Raw genomic sequence first — 23388 nt, forward strand, 5'->3', positions numbered from 1 at the left:
TCCGTCACGTCAGGACGCACTGCTGCCCGCGAGGCCGTCACGGCCGGCGAGGTAGCTGAAGTATGCACTCTGAAGCGCATAGCGATCGAGCTTCACGGTATATTCTGCTGCCGCCGCACTGTACTGTGCATCCTCGAGATCACGCGCACTCGCCGCGCCTGCTGCGTAGCTGCGGGTCACACGTCCGAGGGTCGTCTGCTGATTCTGAAGATTCAGCTCCGCCTTCCGAAGCTCATTCTGTGCACTCAGGACGGCATTGTAGCGGGCCGTCATGTTTGACTGCACCTGATTCTCGTCGTTCGTCACGGTGATCTGCGTCGTGTTCTTCGTGCCGTCGCTCTCGGCGAGCGCGAGCTTCCGCTGATCGATGCGCAGCTGATAATTATTCTGAAGTGCCGTCTGCGTATCCTGGGCGAGATCGAGTGCCGCAATCATCGCGTCCGTCACCTCCGGCACCGCACAGATCTGCGGTGTCGCATCATAGTTCCAGCCGAGGTTCACGAGCACGGTCTGCCGTGCCTTCGTGGCATCCGCGGTCGCGGCCTGCAGCGCAGCCTCGGCATCCTTCGCCGTCTTCTGTGCCGTCAGCACCTCGAGCTCCGTACCAGTGCCCGCCTGCAGCTTCCGCTCGGCGACGCCGATCTTCGTCTCGTTATACTCCGCCGTCAGCTGATCAAGCTCCTTCGTAAGCTCCGAGGTATAGATCGCGATGATCTGCTGCCGGATGGCCTCCGTCATGTTCCGCTCGGTCTTCTGATTCGTGAGCTCCACGATCTGACGGTCCGAATTCTGAATCGTCGTTTCGATCCCCGCGAGCGAGGTACTCCGGGTCATCTCTGCCGTGGCATCCGAGATGTCTCCGTTTCCCAGCGAATTCGAATACGTGTTCTCGATGGCGTCGAGCACATCATCGTAGTCGAGGTCATAGGTGCCGCTGTTCTCGTTATTCCGGTAGTTCAGCCACATCGCCGACACCGTCGGATTGTACTCATGCACGAGGTCCTGCAGCTCATCCCAGCTGATCACATCATCACGCAGCGTCGCCCACTGCTCCGCCGTCCGCTCCCGCTCATAGGAGGTCTGCGCCGGCGCATAGTCCACCGTTGCTCCCGTCACGGCGAGGGCCTGTCCGGACATCGCCATGCTGAGCACGAGCGTCAGGGCGGTCATCTGCTTTCTGCTTTTCTTCATTGAACTCTCCTTTTCGACGGACCGTCACATCCCGGCGGTCCGCCGCCTGTTTCTGCCAATGCAGGCATCCTGTCACGTTTCCGTGGCTATTTTATCACGAGTTAGCATATACTAACAGCTTTTAATCTGGAAATCCGTCGGTCATATCCGAATCGTTCATCGGGGTCGGATCATCGTCCGGGGTACCGTAGCGCTCCCACTCCGATGCAGCTTTCTGCTGATAATACTCGGCCGGATTACGGTCAACCATATAGCCGGCCTCCGGAACATCCCGCTCGACGTTTCTCTTCCGCTTATCCATGACCGCATAGTAGGTCGGCAGCATCAGAAGCGCGAGGAGGGTTGAGGCGGTGAGACCGCCGACATCGACGAGGGCGAGGCCCTGCATCATCTGTCCGTTGTCGCCGATGCCAATTGCCATCGGAATCATGGACACGACGGTCGTGAGGGTCGTCATCAGGATCGGGCGAAGTCGGGTCGCACCAGCCTCGATGAGGGCACGCTGGAGCGGCATCGCCATACGGTACTGGTTCACGGTATCGACATAGAGGATGCCGTTGTTTACGACGGTACCGATCAGCATCAAGAAACCGAGGAGGGACGGCATGGAGATCGTCGCATCCACGATCCACAGCAGGAAGAAGGAACCGATCAGCGCAAACGGCAGGGTCGTCATGACCATGAACGAGAAGCGCATGGACTCAAACTGTGCCGCCATGACCACCCAGATCAGGAAAATCGCGATGACGATGGCCATGCCCAGCGAGCTGAACTCTTCCATCATCATTTTCGTGCTGGAGCTCTCTGCGTAGCCGATACCGTTCGTGAGATACTTCGCGATGACCTCCTGATCGATGGTCTTCGAGGTCATTTTATCCGCGAGATCCGTGTAATCCGCCGTGATGGTCAGCTGATACTTACGATCATCACGTACGATGGTCGCCGGAGAATCCTCGAATTTAATATCACAGAGATCCTTCAGCTGTACCTGGGTGCCGGTCGGCGTGCTCAGGAAGATATCCTCTACCTTCTGAAGATGGTCATACTCATCCTTCGGGTACTCGACCTTGACATCCACATCCTCATCGTCGACCTGCATGGTCATGGCCTTCGTACCGGACAACATGCTGTAGAGCTGCTGTCCGACCTGTACCGGGGTCAGGCCCTCGGCGGCCGCCTTGATCGGATCGACATGGAACTTGATGAGCGGTGCCGCATTCTCGAGCGAGGAGTGAACGGCGGTAACATCCTTCCGCTGACGAAGCTCGTCAATGATCTGATCGGAGGCCTCCTTCAGCTTGTCATAGTTCGTCGAGGTAATGATCGTAGAGTAGGTATCGTTCGAAGTCGACATCGTCGACATCATACTGTAGGACTCCACGGTGATGACCGCGTCCTTCGTGCCATCGAGGGTCTTCCGCCATTCGTTCGCCTTTTCCTTCGTGGACATGCTGCGATCCTTCTTCAGGTACGCCGTCACACTGTTGCCGCCACTGCTCATCATCGACATCATGCCCGAGCTGCCGGCGCTCACCATATAGTCCTCGGTGTCCGGATCGGCCGCGACCATGGCCTCGATGTTCTGAAGGATCTTATCTACCTCCTCGATGTTGAGACCTGGCTTCGTCGAAACCGTGATATCGATCTGGCCCTGATCGGTCTGCGGCATCATCTCCATACGGATCTGGGATGCCAGAAGGAAGGACAGAATCAGGAGACCGACGGTCGAGATAAGCACCATCTTCTTATGCCGAAGCAGCTTCTCCATGATCCGGCGATAGCCACCCTGCATGCTGCGGACCGCCTTATAGGCCGGTGCCTTCGTGTTCTCCTTCGGCTTATAGAAGACGAAGCAGAGCGGTACGACGGAAACCGCCGAAATCAACGAGGCGATCATACAGAACACGATGGTGAAGCCGAGCGGTGCGAAGAACTGTCCCGACAGACCAGACATGAAGCCGAGCGGCAGGAATACGACGCAGGTCGTGACCGTCGATCCGAGAACGGATTCTCCGACCGTCTTTACGGCCTCGACCGCTGCGCTGCGCCGCGTCTTCACGCCGATCGCCACATACTTATCCATCGCACGGAAGCAGGCCTCCAGGACGACGATCGAGTTATCGACCATCATGCCGACGCCGAGCACCAGCGCAGACATCGTGATCATGTTGAGGGAGTAGCCCATCGCCCACATCGCGATGAGGGCCGTCAGGATCGAGATCGGGATGGAGGTACCGACGATGAGGGATGCCTTCCAGTCACCGAAAAAGATGAAGATGATGACCATCGAGATGATGACGGCGGCAATCATGGTCTGGAAAACGGATGAGAGCGAGCTCTTGATCATATCGGCCTCATCCTGTACGACGATGATGTCGAGGTTCTCGTCCTTCGCCTTCAGCTCGTTCACTTCAGACATCACTTCCTTCGACATGGAAACAGCGGAGGAGTCCTGGGTCTTCGTGATGCTCAGCATCATCGTATCGTTGCCATCATAACGGCCGATGGCCGCCTTGTCCTCCAGTGCGAGCTGCACGAGGGCGATGTCCTTCAGGTAGATCGTACTGCCGTTTCCGGTGACGATCGGGATATTCTGAAGCGACTGCACATCCGGGTAGCTGACCGAGGTGGTGACGGAAAGATCCTGGCTGCCGACGCTGGTCGTACCCGCCGGATAGCTGAAATCTGCGGCACTGACAAGCTGTGCCACGGTCGACATGGAAAGATGATACTGCTTCAGCTTCTCCGGAATCAGCTGGATCTGTACGTACTGCTTCTGTCCGCCGGTCGTATCCACCGACGCAACCGTGCTCAGCTTGTTGAACTCCGGTGCGATGTCATTCTCGACATAGTTGTACATGTTTTCCTGCGTCGGATTCTGGATGGTGAGGTACATGGACGGCTGTCCGTTCATGCTCATCTCGAGGAAGGTCGGATCATCTGCGCCATCCGGAAGCTTCGACTTGATGGCATCCATTTTCTTTTTCAGCGCATCATAGGCCTCATCCATATCCGTACCATACTCATACTGGATGATGGTCATGCCGTAGTTTTCTGCGGAACGGGAGGTGACCTCCTTCACATCCGACAGGACGGATACACCGTCCTCGATCGGCTTCGTGATCAGCTTATCCACATCCTCCGGTGACGCGCCTGCATAGGTCGTGGTGACGATCATCATCGGCATCTCGATGTCGGACATGAGCTCCATCTTCTGGTTCGTGATGGACATGAATCCGAAAAAGATCAGACTGACGACCACGAGGAAGGTGGTAACCGGTCTTTTCAGGACAAATTCGGTTATTTTATGCATAGTATTCTCTCCTCAGGTTCAGTCTGCTGCGTGGGTCTCTTCCGTCTCTGCACCTGTGGATGCATCCTCGGTCGTCTGGCCATTTGCATCCACGATGCGGACCTCGGCACCATCATAGATGTCATCGGTCCAGCTGTCCACGATCTGCTCCGTGCCATCGAGGCCATCCGTCACTTCATAATACTGATCATCGGAGATACCGGTGGTGATGAAGACACGCTTCACGAGACCATTTTCATAGGTGTACACGTATGGATTTCCACCGGAATAGTACACCGCATCCACTGGGACGAGAAGGGCATGGTCCGCCTTCGCGGCCACCAGCGAAAGCTTCGTGCTGCTGCCGTCGGAAAGAGCGTCGGCACCGGAAAGGGTCGCCTCTACCGGGAAGAGTCCCGACTGCGGATCCACGAGCTTCGTCAGCTTCGTGACCGTACCACTATAGCTGCTACCGTTCTTTTCCACCGTCACGGTCTGACCCAGCGTCAGGTTCTGAAGGACATCCTCGGTCACGTTAAACTTGACGACCTTCGCGCCGGTACCGGTGATGACGCAGAGCTGAGAGGACTGGGACACCATACCGTGCAGGGTCATGTTCTGGTTCTGTACGACGCCGGCTGCCGGTGCGGTCACCGTAGCAAACTCCACCTGAGTCTCGTAGTTCAGCTTCGCACTCGCCGCCTGGGCCTTCGCAGCATCCACCTGGGAAGCTGCGGCCTTCGCGGAGTTCGCGGTCTGGTTATAGCTCTGTACGGAGATATCGCCGGACTCGTAGAGCGGTGTCATACGATTCACCGCATCCTGCGCCGTCGCCGCCTGCTGCGAAGCCGCCTGAACGGAAGCATTGGCCGCCTCCATCTGAGACTTCGCGGCATCGATCTGCTTCTGGTTATCGATCTTCGCGATCGGCGCGCCCTCCTCAACGGACTGGCCGTTCTGAACGTAGATCTCGACGAGTTCACCGGCCACCTTCGGGGTGATGTAGTAGGTGTCGGACGGCTGAACCGTACCCATAAGCGCGGTCGTCTGCTCGATGCTTCCCTCCGTCGCCGTGGTCAGCGTGACCGCCGGCAGTCCCTTCGTCTGCATCTCCTCCTGTGGCTTCATCATGCGCGTCGCCACGAGCCCTGCAAAGCCGAGTACGATGACGGCACCGATGGCGATTTTTACCTGTTTCTTCATATATAATCTCCTGTTTTCTGATCTTGTAATTTTACTGTTCCTTCACATCCGGGTCCGGGACAATGTCGTCGACCTAGACGCATATGGCGCTGCCCTGCGTATATCTTTCCTGCATCCAGAAATGTCGTCGACCTGAACACTTATGGCTTACGCGCCTGTGCTCACATCGCCGATCGGCGCCTCCCCCACACGAAAATGCGGATCCGCACCCTCTCGCAGGATGGCAAGCTCTGTTTCAAAGTTTCGAAGGACACGCGCGTGCTCCTCCGACGCATGTGCGACCAGCGCCATCACGGTCATCATCGCGATGGCGTTTCCGAGTCGGATGATGCCGGCAAACTGTCCCGGACGATCGCTATGACGGAAGCAGGTCGGATCGATCTGCCTTCGGAACCACTCGTTCTTCATGCACTCCGCATGGTCCATCTTTCCACTTTCGGTGAACGCAAGGATACGCTGCATCATACCGCTCTGCATCATGATGTTGATATCTTCCTGTATCGAACCCTGATCGATGAGCTTTTCGATGCTGTACACCCATTCATGAAGCGCTTCCCAGTAGTTCCCCTGCTTTCGAAGCAGAAGTTCCCGGAAATACTGCTCGTTTCGCATCCCCTCATCGCGAAATACATAGTGGAGAAGATCCAGCTTATCCTCGAAGTAGGTATAGAAGCTACCGCGAGAAATCCCGGCCTCCTTGATAATCTGATTGATCGAGGCATCCTCGAACGGGACCCTCGCAAATTCATGCCTTGCTGCCTGTAATATTCTGTCTTTTTTATCCTGGGAAAGCTTAAGAAATCTTTCCGTCGCCATAGATTCTCCTCTCCTTGACGGCACCTCGAATGCTCCGCATATCGTCGCTTCACGTCGGTGCCGGTTTCGTCATGTTAAAAAGATGACATGTCGTCACCAAAAGTGACAGTCTGTCACTCATGTCAGAGAGTATACTCATCCACTTTTCTTTTGTCAATAGAGCAGAGGAGCGCTTGCTTTAAACGTCGGGATGCCCTAAAATAAGAGTAATGTATACAAAGGTCAAAATACAAATCAAGGAAACAGGGAGTTATGAATCATATCAAACTTCAGGCATATGGAAAAATCAATCTGTCGCTCGACGTGCTGCGGCAGCGCCCGAACGGTTATCATGATGTCCGCATGATCATGCAGACCGTGAAGCTCCACGACAACATCGATATCGAGCGCACCGACAGGCCGGGCATCGTGCTGAAAACCAATCTGCCGTTTCTGCCGGTCAACGAAAACAATCTCATGTACCGGGCGGCGAAGATGCTGATGGACGAGTTTCATCTCGAGGGCGGTGTGAAGATGAATCTTCGAAAGATCATCCCGGTGGCCGCCGGCATGGCCGGAGGATCTGCGGATGCGGCCACGGTACTGTACGGTATGAACCGGCTGTTTGATCTCCGGCTGAGTCTCGAAGAGCTGAAGAAGCGTGGCGTCCAGCTCGGGGCAGACATCCCGTTCTGTCTCATGCGCGGGACGGCACTTTCCGAGGGCATCGGAGAGATTCTGACTCCGCTCCCGGCACTGCCGGCCTGCTCGATCGTGCTCGCCAAGCCGGCGATCTCGGTATCCACGAAGGCCGTCTACGAGAACCTGCATGTAAACACGCTCCCGGCGGAGGCACACCCGGATGTTGATCAGGTGATCGAGGCGCTGAAGGCGCGGGATGTACGCGCAGTCGCCGGACGGATGGGGAATATCCTCGAAACCGTCACCAGCCGGCAGCATCCGGAAATCGACGCCATCAAAGAGCGTATGATGGCGCTCGGCGCACTGAATGCCATGATGTCCGGCTCCGGCCCGACGGTGTTCGGCCTCTTCGATGATCCCGAAAAGGCACAGGCCTGCTATCAGGCGCTGCTTTCCGCGAAGGAAAGCGGCCTCGCGAAGCAGGTATACCTCACCGAGCCATGGCTGCAGCCATCCAGAACCTCACCGAGCCGTCCGGCTCGCCTGTGAACGACTTTCTTCGGAGGACAAGTACAGTGATGAATGATTTTACAGTAAATATGAATGAATATCTTCCTTTACGGGATCTCGTGTTCAACACACTCCGTCAGGCGATCCTGAAGGGCGAGCTAAAGCCGGGTGAGCGTCTTATGGAGATCCAGCTCGCCGAGAAGCTCGGTGTCTCCCGTACACCGATTCGTGAGGCGATCCGAAAGCTGGAGCTGGAAGGTCTCGTACTGATGATTCCGCGTCGTGGTGCCGAGGTCGCGAAGATCTCCCACAAGAATCTGCAGGATACCCTCGAGGTGCGTGGTGCCCTGGAGGAGCTGGCGACGGACCTCGCCTGTCAGCGGATCACGGACGAAGAGCTTCGTGAGCTGAGCGCAGCCGAGGATCATTTTCAGAAGGTCGTGAAGAACGGCGGCACGGAGATCGAGATCGCCGAGGCCGACGAGGCCTACCATGACATCATCTATAAGGCCTCCGGAAACGAGAAGCTCGTCCAGATGATCAATAATCTCCGGGAGCAGATGTACCGCTATCGTCTCGAGTATATCAAGGATGAGGCGAAGCGTGGCATCCTCGTGCATGAGCACGAGGAGATCCTGCAGGCGATCCGGATCCGTGATCTCATCCGCGCGAAGACACTGATGAAGGAGCACATCGATAATCAGGAGATGACCGTTTCGCAGAACCTCGTTGAGGAAGCAGAGGCCACTTCGGAAGTTGGGAAGAAAACAAGAAAACGTTAAAAAAGACGACCGCGCTGCATCTTCAGTATGTAGCGAACAGAAAAACCACCGTACAGCCTGCGTAAGGCTTGTACGGTGGTTTCTTTTATTTACGGCTATCATGACAGGTGAAGTAAATCACCTGGTGGTCACGGGCGATGGCCTCGAGGAAGCGCATGCCGCCCTCGACCTTCGGCGGATCGAGGTTGATGAACGGGTCATCGAGGAGGATGAACGGCTTCTCCTCCTTATACATGGCGTCAATGAAGGCCATGCGCCGCGCGAGCTCCACGAGGTTCCGGTAGCCGGCAGAAAGAAGCTCCGTATTACGTGCCTCCCCTTCTGCGAGGAGATGCACGTTAAAATCCGCATCCATGCGGAACGGAATCGCCGACGGCGAGGAGACGACCGCTTCACTGCCTGCTGCTGTGTCCGTCAGCGAAGACGTCACGTGTGCTGTCCCGTTGCCAGCAGGCGCATCCATTCGCGCTACCGTTCCGCCCGGGGTAGTCACCAGCGCTTCGTCCGAGGCATTGGACAGGATACAGTAGTACTTCGTGAACGCATCCATCATCGGGTCCATGTACTGCTTCGTGAAGTCGTTCCGTGCCTTCGTGAGGTGGTCGCGGACGATCGTCAGCAGATGGTGGCGCTGCTCCATCGCCGCGAGATCCTCGAGGGCCTGCTGTGCATGCCGCTCCATCTCGTACAGCTCCTCAAGTCTGCGCTCCGCTGTTTCCTGTTCAGCGGACAGCTGCTGGATACGGGCCTCGAGCGCTTCGAGCTGTGCCCGCAGCGTCTGCATCTGCTGGCTCAGCGCTGCGAGACTCTCCGCTGCCTCCGCCGGTCTCTGGATGGCGCGCAGCTTTTCCATATCATGGCTCTGCTCGAAGGCCTCCTGCGCCTGCTGCCGCTTCGAAAGCTCGATAGCGATCGTTCGGATATCCGTAAGCCGGCTGTAGCTGAGCATGTCCGTGCCGAGCCGGCGAAGCAGGGCTGCCCGGTTCGGGTGTCTTCGGTCAATGTCATCGCCGTCGACATCCTCCCCCTCCGCCGCGGTGGGATCATCCGCAGCGGCACTGTAGTCCATCTCCGGATAGAAACGGCCCAGAAAGCGGTTCAGCTCCTGGTTCAGGTGCTCGAGCTCCACACGCATATTCTGCAGCGCGGCCATGCGCTCCTGATCATCACTCCTCGTTCCTGTGCTTTTCACGAAGCGAGCGGCAGACAGCAGCAGCACAAGCGCTCCGAGACCGAGCAGCACGACACTCGGCATGATGTTTCCGCCGAAATGAAGAAGACAGTACACACCGAGGAGCAGCAGAAGGAGGGACAGCAGCAGTCCGGCGAAGGCGCGTGTCTGCTGTGTACTCTTCTTCGGCGATGCCTTCCGTCTCCGACGGCCGCCCTGCTGCTCGAGGCCGGCGATGCGATCTGCCAGCCAGGCGATGCGACCGAGACGCTTCTCCGCGCCGCGCATCTCGGCTTCCGATGGGAGTCCGCTTCGGAAGGTCTCCTGAAGACGCCGCAGCGCCCGCTGCAGCTGCTGTGCCCGCTGCTCTCCGCTCAGCGTATCGAAGGAAGCACCGAGGTAACGCCGCTCCTGCTCCAGGAGCCGTGTCAGGCTGTCGCTGCGATCCGCGCACAGGCGGTCATACTCCATCCGGTCGCGGATCGCGTCCTGCTGCTGACTCTGCTGGACCAGTCGCCGGTTCGTGCTTTCCAGCACCGACTGCAGGCGCTGCTTCGTTTCGCGCGCCTGGTGGAGTGCGGCCGCCCCCTCGACCGCCTGCTGCTCTTCCGCTTCCCTGCCGGCACAGCCGTTCTTCAGCTCCTCGAGCTCCAGACGTTTCTTAAAAATCGCACCCGTCCGCCGCGCCGGTGAGAGTGCATTGATCTCATCCTTCAGCTGCTCCAGCACCGCTGCATAACGGTTCATATCCTCCGGATCCTCTGAGACATTACCGATACGCGCATTGATCTCCGAGGTCACGCCGGTTTCGAGCGCCTGCTGTCCGATGAAGCAGGTACGCCGGAAGGAGGTCTCATCTATGCGGAAGAGCTCCTCCCCGATGCGCTCACTGTAGTCCTTCGACGGCAGATTCGTCTCCGCATCGTAAAGCATGAACTGGTCCTGCCCCTTCCGCTCGCCGAAGTGTCGTGTGATGCGGTAGCACCTTCCGTCGTCGAGCGCGAAGCAGAGCGAGCCGCCGAAGCTGCCGCCCTGCCATGGACGGTATTTCTTCCGCTCATTGTCGCTGTCCTGCGCCTTCCGCTCACCGGACAGTCCATAGAACATGACCCGGATAAAGGCCGCCAGCGTCGACTTCCCGAAGCCGTTCTCCCGGAGGAAGACATTGAGCCCGTCCTGGAAATCAAGCTCCAGATTCTGCAGCTTTCCGAAATTTTCGATTTGACAGTTCAGTAATCTCATCTACAAATCCTTCGATTCTCTCTTTCTTTACTGGGCAGCGCGCCTCGGAAGCGCCGCCCGATCCGTCCCGTTCTGCCACGGCCCCCACTCACAGCAGCTCCTCGCCCCGCAGCAGCCGGAGACCTGCTTCGATCACCGCCGCCTTCGTCTGCTCGTCGAGCGTCGCATCCGCCTCGACCGAGTGGACGAACGCGCCCTTCAGTGATTTATCATGCTGATACATCGCAGGGTCGATGAAACGCCGTGTCTCATCCACGACCCGAAGGAAGTAAAACATCGGTGCAAGCTGCGTACGGATGAAGTCGAGGCTAAGCTCCACATCCATCGCAAGCGCGCCGCGAAGCTCCAGCTTCACGAGGTCCTGCGCGCGCATGCGCACCCCGGCCCCCGCCTGAAGGATCGCCTCGACGCGTTCCGCCGGGATCTCCGCGATCGCCGGATCCGCACTCGGCGTCCCGGAAAGCAGTGACAGCAGGGCACGCGCACGCCGCACGATCGCCATCGACGAGTCAAGCCCCTGCACCTCCAGCGGCACCGTCCAGAGGTGGCGCGTACTGATATCCACGAGCTGACGCCGGAGCTGATGTGTCGCCTCATCGACCTCGAGCAGGACGAAGCCATGCCGCGTACACTCATCGAAGCCGCGCCCCTCGAGGCAGCCCGGATAGCACCAGCTTCCGCGCCCGTCGAGGCTTCCCTCCTGGTACTGGTGCACATGTCCGAGCGCCAGATAATCGATGGCCTGATGCGCATAGTCCGCGAGACGGATCGTCTCGGTCGACGCACTGTCCTGCGCTGTGCTTTCGCTGACCTGCCCATGGAGGAGGACAATGTTTACATCCGCCTCCTCGAGGCGCAGGGTCTTCGCCGCCAGCTCGTTCAGGGTGCCGGATTCCGTAAACTCTCGGCCGGCGATCACGAGATGATCTGACAGCCGGTACTTCCGCCAGGTGTCCTGGAAGGTATAGAGATTCTCTGGCAGACTCTCCGCCTGGTTCAGAAAGCTGTCCGTGTCATGATTTCCTTTTAAATAGAAAAACGCGATTTCCGGGTGGGTACGTACGCTCTCGAGGACGGCATGCGCCGTCGTCCGGCTCACGGCCGGCCGGTCGAAGAGGTCGCCGGCGATGAGGATCGCGCGCACCTGATGCTGCTCCGCGTACGCGACGAGGTGGAGCCAGGTGCCGAGCAGCTCCTGCCGCCGCTCCCGGGCTGCCGCATCCCCGAGATGCGTACTCATCCGGCTGTCGAGATGCAGGTCTGCACAGTGAATCAGTTTCATAAAAAAACTCCTCTGAAAAGAGAATAATCCGTCAAACAAATGTACGTGACTATTCTAGCATTTCAGAGGAGTGAACTCAATCAGTATTCTACGTTTCATCCGGGGTGCTGCTGTTCAGACGTAGCTCGGCGAACGACAACCGGAAGCACAGTACTCCGAGACCGGTGAAATCTAAGCCGGGGCCCCCGTATCCCAGGTTTACGAGATGTATCCGCCGACCTTCATCTTGCGGAGGCTGCTGTGGTGGATGTGCAGCAGGAGCGCGAAGATGCCATATACAAAGACAAGCGTGATAAAGGCACCCACCAGCTGATTATGTCCGGCGAGCAGCATCAGGCAGAGATAAGCCGCCAGGATCGAGAGGACGAAGCCTATGAACTTAAAGCGGTTCGTCCGAAGGTGCTCTTTCGCATAACGCTCGGTCGCCAGCAGGCACAGATAGTAGACGAGCAGCATACTGGTCATCCACATGGTCTTCGGAAGAAGCGGCACCAGCGGGCGAGCGAGGAGCTCGAGCGCGATGGTCGTCGAATTGATCGCGAGGATCATGATGACGTGGATCGCGAGGAAGCCGAGGCCGGAGGTCTTTCTGTGGTGGTCGAGGACATTGTCATTAAAAAAGCCGTAGCTCAGGAACATGCCGATGACGATCAGGAAGGAAATGATGTTCAGAAGCACATTCTTCCCCGCCTCGAAGAAGCTGGCGATGCCGATGATCATCTCACCGAAGGTCAGGATCACGAGCAGCAGATTTCGCTCGGCGAGATGCGGGAAGTCGCACGGTCTCGCCTTATAGGCGCGGAACTCACTGGCCTTTGCGACATAGCCGTAAATCAGCGCAAGCGGCGAGAGCACGACGCCGGTGGTTTCATGCACCGGGATCGACACGAGGATGATGCCGCACTCGATGAGATGATGGACGACATTCGCCCCGAGTATCCTCCGGTCGATGTCATCGAGATGCGGGGCGAAACGCAGCTTATCCCAGCTTCGATACGCGAGGTTCAGCATGATCAGTGCCCAGGCTCCGTGGTAGCGGATATAATGATCGAGCCAGTGGTGGTTCGAGCCGCTCGCCATGTAGTACAGGAGATACATATTAATGAAGATACTGATGTAATCCCGGAGGGCTTTCCGGCCGTAACGGTTGAAAAACATCGTGGTAAACATCCAGACCTGCATGACGACCGCGGTCAGGAAAAGGAAGGTCTGGATCGCACTCATCGGCGGGAAGGAGTGCTCATAGGCATGAAACAGTGCGTTGATCGTACGGAGGCTGTACACGAAGATGAGGTCGAAAAAGAGCTCGACGTACTCGACCTTCTTTTCGACGATGCCGGCGACGGCCTCCTCGCTTTCGTGATTCACGCGGGACCAGATGCGGTAGAGCAAGGAGTTTTCGGCGTTCGGGCCCAGCCCCTCCGCTGCCTGTAATGCTTCATTCTCTGCTTCACCGACGACCTTATTAAAGTATTCGCGTCGGGCATGCTCCTGTTCGTCGATATCGTCGCTCGTGGTGCGGACGAAAAATTCAGACGGTCGACGAATCCGTCCGTCATCGATATTCTCTGTGCGTTCGCCATCGGTATCTACGCCCGGAAGGGATACCACTTCCTCGTAGTTCTCATCGTAATGATCTGCCATGGTGGACTCTCCTTTAATTGTGCTCAATATAAAAAAATTATACAAAAAAAGAGCGTCATGTACATACATGGCGCCCGATGTTTTTGAATTTGTTCAATAAGCAGAATCACAGGATCTGTTATAATCCGACGTCTCCCTTCGCGGTCAGTATCGCGGAAGGGATTCCGGTCCCGGAAACTGCTGAAATCACAGGATCTGTTATAATCCTCAGATTTCCTTGCCGGTCAGCATAGTGTACGCTTCCTTGTAGAGGGCGATGGTCTTATCAACAACCTCCTGCGGAAGGGTTGCGTTGTTGTCCGGGTTTGCCTTCAGCCAGTTACGTACGAACTGCTTATCGAAGCTGGACTGTCCCTCACCCGGCTTGTACTGGTCGAGTCTCCAGAATCTGGAGCTGTCCGGTGTCAGTACCTCATCGGCGAGGAGCACATTACCCTCCTCATCGAGACCGAACTCGAACTTGGTGTCGGCGATGATGATGCCCTTCGAAAGCGCATAGTCTGCGCACTTCTTATATACAGCGATCGTTGCATCCTTGATCTTCGTCGCGATCTCCTCGCCTCTGCCAGGGAATGCCTTCTCGAGAACCACGATGGACTGCTCGAAATTGATGTTCTCATCGTGATCGCCGATCTCTGCCTTCGTCGACGGAGTGTAAAGCGGCTCAGGAAGCTTCGCGCACTCGACGAGGCCCTCCGGGAGCTTCATGCCGCAGATGGTGCCGTCCTTCTTGTAGTTCTCCCAGCCGGAACCAGTGATGTAGCCACGTACGATGCACTCGATCGGGATCATCTCGAGCTTCTTGCACAGTGTCGCTCTGCCCTCAAACTCCGGCTGCTGGAAAAACTCCGGCATATCCTTGTTCTCAACAGAGATCAGATCGTTCGGGATTACATCCTTCGTCAGATCGAACCAGAACTTCGACATCTGGGTCAGAACCTTACCCTTCTCTGTGATCTGGTTGTGCAGGATCACATCAAATGCGGAAATACGGTCGGTTGCGACCATGATGAGCTTGTCTCCGAGATCATAGATCTCACGAACCTTGCCTTCCTTCACTGGCTTAAAATCTGTCATCTTTACCCTCCATATGAAATTGAACGTAGTAAATCATTAATCACCGCATTTTAGTATAATGGAATTTTCACAAAGCACAATAGGGGAAATGCACAGAATCACATACTTTTATATGTACGGGTTATGGCAGTGTCTGGATAATAAATTAACGCTTTACAGCGTCCGTCATGAGCGTATAATGGAGGCCATTGCGTGCACTGATGGACCTATAGTAAAGAAAAGAGACAAGTATGAAGTATGTAAAAGAAATCATGTGGATCATCGCATTCACCTTTCTCGGTGAACTGCTGAACACGCTCCTGCCCCTTCCGGTTCCGGCGGGTGTGTATGGTATGATCCTGCTGCTGATCGCACTGGTGACCGGGATCGTGAAGCTTCCGGAGGTCGAGGGCGCGGGTAATTTCCTGCTCGACACCATGACCATGATGTTCATTCCGGCGGCGGTCGGCATCATGAGTGCCATCGATATCCTGCTCCCGGTGCTCCTGCCGTACCTCGTGATCATCGTCGTGTCGACGGTGCTCGTCATGATCGTCACGGGCCTGACCGCCACCGCGATTCTTCGGCGCAGTGAGTCGAAGGAGGATCAGGCTGCAGAGGACGCCGAGCTTTCACTCGAGCCGCACGAGACCTTCGGCATCGGTCGCCGGACGCTCAGTCCGAACGGTGAGATCGATGGTGCGAACGGCTACCGTGAGATCCTGCACGAGAAGGAAGTGCAGCGCCACGCGTCACAGGCGGAGGCCAATGCTTCCGGCGCTGCACAGATAACTTCCGCGGAAGCGGAGCGAAAGGAGAAGGCATGATGAAGGAAGCACTGCAGAGCTCTGGCTATTTCGGTTTAATCTTAAGTATCTTCTTATTTCTGCTGGCCGTCCGGCTGAAGGCGAAGTTCCGTGTCGCCATCCTGAATCCGCTGCTGGTGTCGACGATCATGGTCATCGCGGTGCTGGTGATCTTTCAGATTCCATATGAGGATTACAAGGCGAGTGCGAATCTGCTCAGCTACCTGCTGACACCGGCGACGGTCTGTCTCGCGATTCCGATGTACAAGCAGCTCCGGCTGCTGAAGGATAATCTGGTGGCGGTGCTGGCAGCGATCACCGCCGGCACGCTATGCTCGATTCTCAGCATTCTCATCATGGGAAAGCTGTTCGGACTGACAGCGGAGCACATCGCCACCCTACTGCCGAAGTCGATCACGACGGCGATCGGCATGGGTGTCTCAGAGGAGGCGGGCGGTATCGTCACGCTGACCGTGGCGGCGATCATCATCACGGGCATCCTCGGCAATATGATCGCAGAGCTGGTCTTCCGGCTTTTCCATATCGATCATCCGATCGCGCGGGGGCTCGCGCTCGGTACCTCGGCACATGCGGTCGGTACCGCGAAGGCGCTGGAGCTCGGTGAGATCGAGGGCGCCATGGGTTCCATCAGTATCTGTGTGGCGGGAATCCTCACCGTGGTGCTGGTGCCGCTCGTGATGAACGTAGCATAAATGTATTCCGAACGCAGAACCGGCACCATAGGGGAACCGCTCACTTAGTTCAAAGTACAGAACCTCATGAAAAGTCCGTGTAGGGCATTACAGATAAATCTGTATGCCCTACACGGACTTTTCATAAGAACCTGTTCTTTGAATGCGCAAGCTGGTTCCCCTATGGCGCCGGTTCTGCTGTGTAATGACATTCGTACAACTGAGTACAAGAAAAGCTCCTCTTACCCGAAGGTAAGGGGAGCTTTGTCATACTGCTTAATGAAGCAAGTCAGGAATTAACGCTGTACACGTGCGCCTGCGCCGCCCATGATAGCTTCTACTTCCTTCTTGGTAGCCATGGTGGTGTCACCCGGAGTGGTCATCGCGAGTGCGCCGTGAGCTGCACCGTAGTTTACAGCCTTCTCCGCATCACCGGTAGTCATGAGGCCATATACGAGGCCGGATGCGAAGGAGTCGCCGCCGCCGACACGATCCATGATCTCGAGGCCCTTGTAATCCGCTGCCTTGTAGATCTCGCCGTCTGCCCAGCAGAGTGCGGACCAGTCGTTTACGGTTGCAGTGTGAACGGTACGAAGCGTCGTTGCAACTGCCTTGAAGTTCGGGTAGGTCTTTACAGCCTCGTTGATCATCTTCTTGTAGCCGTCGATATTGAGCTCCTTCAGAGACTCGTCCTGGCCCTCGATCTGGAAGCCGAGGCAAGCGGTGAAGTCTTCCTCGTTACCGATCATAACGTCAACGTACTGAGCAATCTCCTTATTTACCTCCTGCGCCTTTGCCTGGCCGCCGATTGCGGACCACATGGAAGGACGGTAGTTGAGGTCATAGGAAACGATGGTGCCATACTTCTTCGCAGCCTTGATCGCAGCGATTGCGGTCTCGGAAGCCTGCTCAGAAAGAGCTGCATAGATTCCGCCGGTGTGGAGCCAGCGAACGCCGAGCTCACCGAAGATGTAATCGAAATCAAAATCAGCCGGTGTAGCCTTGGAAATAGCGGTGTTTGCACGGTCGGAGCAGCCCTTTGCACCACGGATACCGAAGCCTCTCTCTGTGAAGTTCAGTCCGTTTCTGCATACACGGCCGATTCCGTCGGTGTCCATCCACTTTACGAGGGATGTATCCACACCACCCTGCATCATGAAGTCCTCAACCAGGTGACCGACCTCATTGTCTGCAAGTGCAGTAAGAACAGCGGTCTTTAAACCGAAGCACTTACGAAGTCCGCGGATAACGTTGTACTCTCCGCCGCCTTCCCATGCACGGAAGGATCTGGCAGTTCTAATTCTGCCCTCACCTGGATCCAGACGAAGCATAACCTCGCCCAGAGAAACCGCATCAAATGCACACTCATTTGCTGGTCTTAAATTTAAATCCATAACTTCCTCCATTTAAAACTGTCTGCACTATGCCGACAGAACCTAACTGGTTTACCTGAAAGCGCAGTACCATTTGTAAGCGTTTTCAAAACATTTAAAGTATAGCACAGCCTCTTTTAAGTCATCAAGCATATTGTACTAAATTCAGAACTATTTTCGGTCCAGCCCCTGCTCTCATTTCGAAAGCCGCTGAAGCACCTCCGGGAGCTCGGAGATTTCGTGGATCACGGCCTTCGGGTTCGCGACGGTGCCGAAGCCGTAGCTCGCATAGATAAAGCGGATGCCGGCCTGCGCGGCGCCAGCCTCGTCCATTGCGGTATCGCCGACGTAGACACAGCTCTCCTTCAGAAGGCCATTTCGCTCCATCAGAAGCCGGATGTTGCTGCCCTTTTTCTTTCCGGTTCGTCCATAGCACTCGAAGTCCTGCACATCGCCCTCGACCTCTACCGGTCCCAGGAGCCAGCCGGCATCCTCGATGAGGGTCTCGATGTAGCCGTCCTGACAGTTCGACACGATGTACACGCGGTAGCCCTCCTCATGGAGACGCTCGATCGTCTCCATGCAGCCCGGATAGAAATCTCCGCTGTGGGCACGAAGGTACTGGTCCTCGTTCTCCATGCAGTCCTGCATGATCAGCGCCCGCAGCTCCTCCGAAATATCCGGCAGCATCATGCAGCTGATTTCATACATCGTGTGTCCCATATAGCGGTACATATCGTCCACCGTGATCTTCACGTCCTTTGTTTCCGGATGACGGTCCAGCACCTCCTGCCAGGCCGCCGTCACCTGACGCGCCGAGTCCCATAAGGTGCCATCCACATCGAATATCACATTTCTGATCATGCTCTTATCTCCATCTTTCTTTCTGACCGGCGCAGGACCGGGATACCGATTTTTCGGCATCCGTTTCTGCACTTTCTGAAGTGTAGCAGAAGTCTCCGTATTCGAAAAGTCAAATTTGAATTCTGTGTTCATAGTCCGTTCATATTTGAACCTGAATGTTAACAGAATGTTCACGTGCCCCACATACTTTGTTCACCATTGACTTATATATTATAACCAAGATAACAAATAAGTTATCGATTTAAAAAGATTTTTTTCATAATACTCGGGCAGGGATCGAAGGATCACCTGCCCTCCTCCCTTTTATGGGGGATTTTTTTATTTACAGAAAAATCACATGATAAAAATTCAGCCGGAGAAACTCAGATCGCCGAAGACGAACGAATCGAAAACAGGACCATGCAGAAGCCCGGCAAAACTGCGCCGGAGGCCTCTGTATGGTCCTGTTTTGATTTTCATGTTTTCAGTGCAGGGTTTCTTTTACTTCTCTTTTCTCTGTCATATCTCATCTTCCGATGATTTCTTCAAGCTGGAAATCGCCTCAACGGTTTCTTCGGCAGCCCCCTCCTTCAGAGAGCCATCCATATTGATATCCTCGAGAATCGGGTGCACATCACCGTCGTGGCTGTGATCCTCCTTCGGCATGAACTTGAGAAAGATATGCTCGAACATCGTGGAGTTGATCCAGGCGATCAGTGCGAAGCCCATCAGCATCAGAAACGCGGACAGCCATGGTATATAAAATAAGAGAATATACCATACCAGCAGAATCACGACATCACAGATCAGCATCGAAATCGTGGATCCGAGATAGCGGATCGACATCAGGATGGCATTCAGGATGGTGTTCTTCGTCGTATTTTCGAAACGGCTTAAGACCGGCCATACATACAGGAAGACGAAGCTCCAGACGATGATCATGGCGAGCACGACCGCCTGCAGGAAGAACTTCACCGTACCAGAGCCGGCCATCAGCTGTCCGAAGAACCAGAAATCGAAGCCCAGCACCGCAGCGATCAGCAGCATCGGGATCCAGATGATCGTCGCCTGTCTGAAATTCTGCTTAAACGAGCGGAAGAACATCCGAAAATCACCGTAATCCTCATTACGAACATACTTCAGCGTGCAGTAGTACAGCGCCGTCGTGGACGCACCGATCGTCACGACCGGAATCGAGCAGACGAGCCACAGAAGGTTCAGCACGATCATATCGCCAAGCCGCCCCATGAAACGCCAGATCGGATTATCATAATTAAAAAAGCTCTGTAACATCATGTCCCCCTGTTAAAATAATCTCAAATCATATTCAACAGAATTCTAGCATATTCCACCATACACATTCAACGTCTCACGCCAAAACATCTCAAGCATTCAGACACAGGGGGCCATCCAAATGTCTAGTTTATATCCTCCAGATACGCCTTCGCGTCCTTCAGGAACGCGGCGGTGATCAGGACGATGACGGCACCGATCGGGAAGGCCGCGATGATGCTGACGGACTGAAGGTTCGCCATGGAGCTGTCCGAGAAGACGAGGGCGACCGGAAGCAGGATGAGCAGCACCGACCAGAGTGCCTTGATCCAGCCCTGCGGTTCCTCGTCCTTTCCGAGCTTTTTATAGCTGTACTGGGAAGCGACCAGGGCGATGGAATCGAAGGAGGTCGCATAGAAGGCGATCATCGTCACGATGAGCAGCACGAGCACCGCCTTCGCGAGCGGCAGCTGCTGAATGATGGCGATGATGGTGGTGTACAGGTTCTGCGTCTCATCATAAAGCGCGACGATGTCGAAGCGACCAGCCATCTGAAGCCCCAGTCCATAATTCCCGAGCACGATGAAGCTTACGAAGGTGCTGCCCATGCCGAAGACATAGCCGCCGAGAATCGTCGAGCGGATGGTGCGGCCACGGGAAATCGATCCGATGAAGAACGGCGCGGCTACGCACCATACCATCCAGTATGCCCAGTAGAAAATCGTCCAGTTCTGCGCGAAGCCGGTGCTTCTCGTCGGATCCGTATAGGTCGCGAGGCCGAGGAAGTTCTGCGCGAGACGCCCCATCGCGGAGAAACCGGTCTCGAGGATGAAGCGCGCTTCTCCGCCGCAGACGAGCACGTAGAGAAGTAAGCCATAAAAACAATAGGTGCAGACATTGGCGAGCAGAGAGACACCGAGCATACCACGCATGACCGCGCAGGTGTAGAGCACGCAGGTCACGAGCAGAATCGCGATCGTGATGGTACGATCCGGGAGATCGATGCCGAGGAGCGTCTTCAGCGCTTCACTGAGGAGTGGCGTGGCGACGGAAAAGGTGGTTGCGGTGCCGGCCAGGAGTGCAAACACGGCGAGGAGGTCGATGAAACGGCCCGGCAGACGGTCGGTGTACTTCCCGAGGATCGGACGGCAGGCTTCCGAATACTTCTGGCGCGTCCGCTTCCGCACATGCAGCATGAAGCCGAAGGCCACCGCGAGCACGAGGTAGAAGCCCCACGGAATCGGGCCCCAGTGGAACAGCGTGAAGGTGCTGGCCCAGTCCATACGGCTGCCCATCTCCACGGTGTGCGGGTCCTCCCAGTAGAGGATCCACTCGCAGAAGGAGTAGAACAGGATGTCGGCGGCGAGCCCCGCCGTGAACATCATGGCCCCCCACTGGAAGAAGCTGTACTTCGGCTTCTCATCCGGCGCACCGAGCACGATGCGACCATAGCGTGAGAGCGCGATATAGAGCGACATCACGGCCGTTCCGAGGCCGATCAGAAGATAGTACAGCCCGAAGCTGTCCCCCAGGAAGGTCCGGATACTGCCGAGCACGGCATTGGACGCGTCCGGCAGAAGGAAAAACAGCAGTGCCAGCACCACGATGAGCACAAACGGCACCAGCGTGATCATCCAGTCGATGCGACTCCGGTCCACCTCTATCTGTTTGAATTTTTCATTCCCGCCTTGCTTCATGTTCATTTTCTCCTTATTTCAAAATGTTTTGAACAATATAGCACCGGCGATCCCACGCGTCAAGCGAATTCTGTGCAAGTCCGAGGAATCATGCTAGAATAGGATAACAGTTCAGGCAGGGGGACCCGGAGGGGCAGCTTGCATGAACGGTTACAGAATAGGATCATACCGCTGGAAAGGACCGCACGAACATGCTTTTAAATAAAGAAAAAACGCCGGCCATCAACTATAAGGAAGACTGGCCGACGCACTACTATGACATCAAGGATATCGATACCCGTGAGAAGATTCTGACCGAGATGCTCGAGGACAATGCAGGCGACCGGAACGATCGCCGCCGTCTCGAGCTTCTTCGCAAGCGCTACCCGACGAACGAGCGCGCGGGTGCGAAGCGAAAGGATGCCTTCGTCGCGGCCTGGATGGGGCTCCTCATCGATGGCCGCCTCGGTACGAACTTTCTGAACCAGAAGAAGCGCGCGCGCGATATCCGGCAGTACTTCACCACGCTCTGCGTGCTGGATGAGGAGGTCGATGAGGTTCTCCTCGAGGAGTGGCGCCAGTTCGCCCGCTTCTGGATCGAGAGCTGTGCCGGCGACCGGAGCTACGACTCGACCGCCTTCGGCCTCTTCCGCCTCGGCGATGAGCGCCTCGGAAAGAAGATCGCCGCCGAAATCCACGAGGTCACCAGCACCATCCCGGCCCGCTTCGGCCTCGCGGAAGAGCTCCGCGCCTTCCGCCGCGTTATGAAGGAAACCTACATCGCGATGGTCGACCACGGCGACCGCTACTGGGCCGACGTCACCGGTGACAGAGACTGAAAGAGGCCACGGTCACTTGAATTCCAGAACATTATCCCGCGTCACCTTCTCATACGGCAGACGGATATACTTGTCGCCGACGAGCGGAAGGTCCCGCAGCGGCTCCTCCAGGGCCAGGTGGTGTGCCAGCTGAAAGATGGCCGCTGCCTGGCCTTCGGCGTCGTTATAGATCGTCGCTTCGAGCTTCCCGTCGCATACCGCACTGAGCCCCGCCTCCGTGCCATCGATGCCGAAGATCAGCGGCCGCTGCGCCTTCGGAAGATCACTCGCCTCGAAGGCATCGATCGCACCGAGGGCCATCTCATCATTATTCGCGAGCACCAGCTCGATATCCGCCCCATACTGCCGGATGATTTTATCCATCTGGGTTTTCGCCTGCGCACGGTTCCAGTTTGCGATCGCATACGTAAGACGATCCAGCTTCACACCGAGCTCCAGCATCCGATTGACGGAGCTCTCCGAGCGGGCGATGGCATCCTGGTGTCCAGCCTCCCCCTCGAGCACGACATACTGAATCGCGCCGTCCCCATTCCGGTCCACCGTGCCGCTCTGGATCGCATCTAATGCCAGCTCCCCCTGCATCTTTCCAGAAACGAAGGCATCGGCCCCCACATAAAAGAGCTTATCCCAGCGCTGCAGATCATCCTCCACCAGCTCACGATTGAAAAAGATGATCGGCACATCCGCATCCCGTGCCGCATTGATGACCTCGGTCGGTGCCGTCCGGTCGACCAGATTGACACAGATCACATCGAAATTCGCTGCGATCATGTCGCGCACCTGTTCGTTCTGCTTCGTCTGGCTCTGCGCGGCATTATAGACCTCCAGCACGATATCCTGCTTTTCCTCCGCCTTCGCGCCCAGCACCTGATCATTCAGATCCTGCATCAGCTCCGCTACGAAGGCGTCGTACTGATCATAGACCGACACGCCGATTTTGATCTTTCCATCGGTTTTTCTGGCCGGCAGCTTCTGTCGCGTACCACAGCCGCAGAGAACCAGCATCACGACCAGCATCACCATAACTGCACTCCTGCGCCCTTTTTTCTTCTTCATACCATCCTCCCAGTTGTTTTC

General features: G+C 56.3%; 18 protein-coding genes. 5 read left to right on the forward strand and 13 right to left on the reverse strand.

Annotation, left to right across the window (positions count from 1 at the left end; genetic code table 11):
• Nucleotides 1–9: 9 nt before the first annotated feature.
• The 4 genes from ACTNC3_RS03045 to ACTNC3_RS03060 form a co-directional block, all read right to left on the reverse strand.
• On the reverse strand, nt 10–1191 hold the full coding sequence (locus ACTNC3_RS03045; protein ID WP_441226410.1) for a hypothetical protein: 1182 nt from the start codon (nt 1189–1191) through the stop codon (nt 10–12).
• Between the two features lie 121 nt (nt 1192–1312).
• Nucleotides 1313–4504, reverse strand: a complete 3192-nt coding sequence (locus ACTNC3_RS03050) for an efflux RND transporter permease subunit (protein WP_441226411.1) — start codon at nt 4502–4504, stop codon at nt 1313–1315.
• A gap of 18 nt (nt 4505–4522) precedes the next feature.
• The gene (locus tag ACTNC3_RS03055; RefSeq protein WP_441226412.1) at nt 4523–5686 is read right to left on the reverse strand and encodes an efflux RND transporter periplasmic adaptor subunit; all 1164 of its coding nucleotides are present in this window, start codon (nt 5684–5686) and stop codon (nt 4523–4525) included.
• Nucleotides 5687–5833: 147 nt separating this feature from the next.
• Nucleotides 5834–6502 carry a TetR/AcrR family transcriptional regulator gene (locus ACTNC3_RS03060; RefSeq protein WP_441226413.1) on the reverse strand — a complete coding sequence of 223 codons (669 nt, stop codon included), beginning with the start codon at nt 6500–6502 and terminating at the stop codon, nt 5834–5836.
• 252 nt (nt 6503–6754) lie between these two features.
• On the opposite strand from ACTNC3_RS03060, the gene ispE reads away from it, so the two are divergent.
• Together ispE and ACTNC3_RS03070 are read left to right on the forward strand one after the other, a co-directional pair.
• Complete coding sequence (gene ispE / locus ACTNC3_RS03065; protein ID WP_410042706.1) at nt 6755–7672, forward strand: 4-(cytidine 5'-diphospho)-2-C-methyl-D-erythritol kinase; 918 nt, start codon at nt 6755–6757, stop codon at nt 7670–7672.
• A gap of 26 nt (nt 7673–7698) precedes the next feature.
• Complete coding sequence (locus ACTNC3_RS03070; protein WP_441226414.1) at nt 7699–8415, forward strand: GntR family transcriptional regulator; 717 nt, start codon at nt 7699–7701, stop codon at nt 8413–8415.
• An 85-nt stretch (nt 8416–8500) separates the two neighbouring features.
• Here the strand turns inward: ACTNC3_RS03070 and ACTNC3_RS03075 are convergent, their stop codons facing one another.
• The 4 genes from ACTNC3_RS03075 to ACTNC3_RS03090 form a co-directional block, all read right to left on the reverse strand.
• Entirely contained in the window at nt 8501–10828 is a 2328-nt protein-coding gene (locus tag ACTNC3_RS03075) for an AAA family ATPase (protein WP_441226415.1), read from the reverse strand.
• 88 nt (nt 10829–10916) lie between these two features.
• A complete protein-coding gene (locus ACTNC3_RS03080; protein WP_441226416.1) occupies nt 10917–12110 on the reverse strand; it encodes a metallophosphoesterase family protein in 1194 nt (397 codons plus the stop codon).
• A 198-nt stretch (nt 12111–12308) separates the two neighbouring features.
• Nucleotides 12309–13754: a low temperature requirement protein A gene (locus tag ACTNC3_RS03085; protein WP_441226417.1), complete on the reverse strand. Its 1446-nt coding sequence runs from the start codon at nt 13752–13754 to the stop codon at nt 12309–12311.
• Between the two features lie 207 nt (nt 13755–13961).
• Nucleotides 13962–14831: a phosphoribosylaminoimidazolesuccinocarboxamide synthase gene (locus tag ACTNC3_RS03090; protein WP_441226418.1), complete on the reverse strand. Its 870-nt coding sequence runs from the start codon at nt 14829–14831 to the stop codon at nt 13962–13964.
• A gap of 230 nt (nt 14832–15061) precedes the next feature.
• Here ACTNC3_RS03090 and ACTNC3_RS03095 point away from each other — a divergent pair, with 230 nt between their 5' ends.
• Both ACTNC3_RS03095 and ACTNC3_RS03100 read left to right on the forward strand, forming a co-directional pair.
• Nucleotides 15062–15637 (forward strand): CidA/LrgA family protein, encoded by a 576-nt coding sequence (locus ACTNC3_RS03095; RefSeq protein ID WP_410042711.1) that lies wholly within the window; start codon nt 15062–15064, stop codon nt 15635–15637.
• Nucleotides 15637–16329: an LrgB family protein gene (locus tag ACTNC3_RS03100; RefSeq protein WP_410042820.1), complete on the forward strand. Its 693-nt coding sequence runs from the start codon at nt 15637–15639 to the stop codon at nt 16327–16329. The genes ACTNC3_RS03095 and ACTNC3_RS03100 overlap by 1 nt, the downstream gene beginning before the upstream one ends.
• 275 nt (nt 16330–16604) lie before the next feature.
• Here ACTNC3_RS03100 and ACTNC3_RS03105 read toward each other — a convergent pair whose 3' ends face one another.
• The 4 genes from ACTNC3_RS03105 to ACTNC3_RS03120 form a co-directional block, all read right to left on the reverse strand.
• Complete coding sequence (locus ACTNC3_RS03105; protein WP_410042712.1) at nt 16605–17702, reverse strand: sugar kinase; 1098 nt, start codon at nt 17700–17702, stop codon at nt 16605–16607.
• A gap of 174 nt (nt 17703–17876) precedes the next feature.
• Nucleotides 17877–18545: an HAD family hydrolase gene (locus tag ACTNC3_RS03110; RefSeq protein WP_441226419.1), complete on the reverse strand. Its 669-nt coding sequence runs from the start codon at nt 18543–18545 to the stop codon at nt 17877–17879.
• Nucleotides 18546–19043: 498 nt separating this feature from the next.
• The gene (locus tag ACTNC3_RS03115; protein ID WP_441226420.1) at nt 19044–19817 is read right to left on the reverse strand and encodes a YesL family protein; all 774 of its coding nucleotides are present in this window, start codon (nt 19815–19817) and stop codon (nt 19044–19046) included.
• A gap of 125 nt (nt 19818–19942) precedes the next feature.
• Nucleotides 19943–21493, reverse strand: coding sequence for a BCCT family transporter (locus ACTNC3_RS03120; RefSeq protein ID WP_441226421.1), 1551 nt, complete (start codon nt 21491–21493; stop codon nt 19943–19945).
• 191 nt (nt 21494–21684) lie between these two features.
• On the opposite strand from ACTNC3_RS03120, the gene ACTNC3_RS03125 reads away from it, so the two are divergent.
• Nucleotides 21685–22311: a DUF6553 family protein gene (locus tag ACTNC3_RS03125; RefSeq protein WP_441226422.1), complete on the forward strand. Its 627-nt coding sequence runs from the start codon at nt 21685–21687 to the stop codon at nt 22309–22311.
• A gap of 12 nt (nt 22312–22323) precedes the next feature.
• Here the strand turns inward: ACTNC3_RS03125 and ACTNC3_RS03130 are convergent, their stop codons facing one another.
• Nucleotides 22324–23367, reverse strand: coding sequence for a galactose ABC transporter substrate-binding protein (locus ACTNC3_RS03130; protein WP_441226423.1), 1044 nt, complete (start codon nt 23365–23367; stop codon nt 22324–22326).
• Nucleotides 23368–23388 lie beyond the last annotated feature (21 nt).

Origin of the sequence: Oribacterium sp. HCP3S3_B9 (genome assembly GCF_052064255.1) — a bacterium.
Taxonomy (GTDB): Bacteria; Bacillota; Clostridia; order Lachnospirales; family Lachnospiraceae; genus Oribacterium.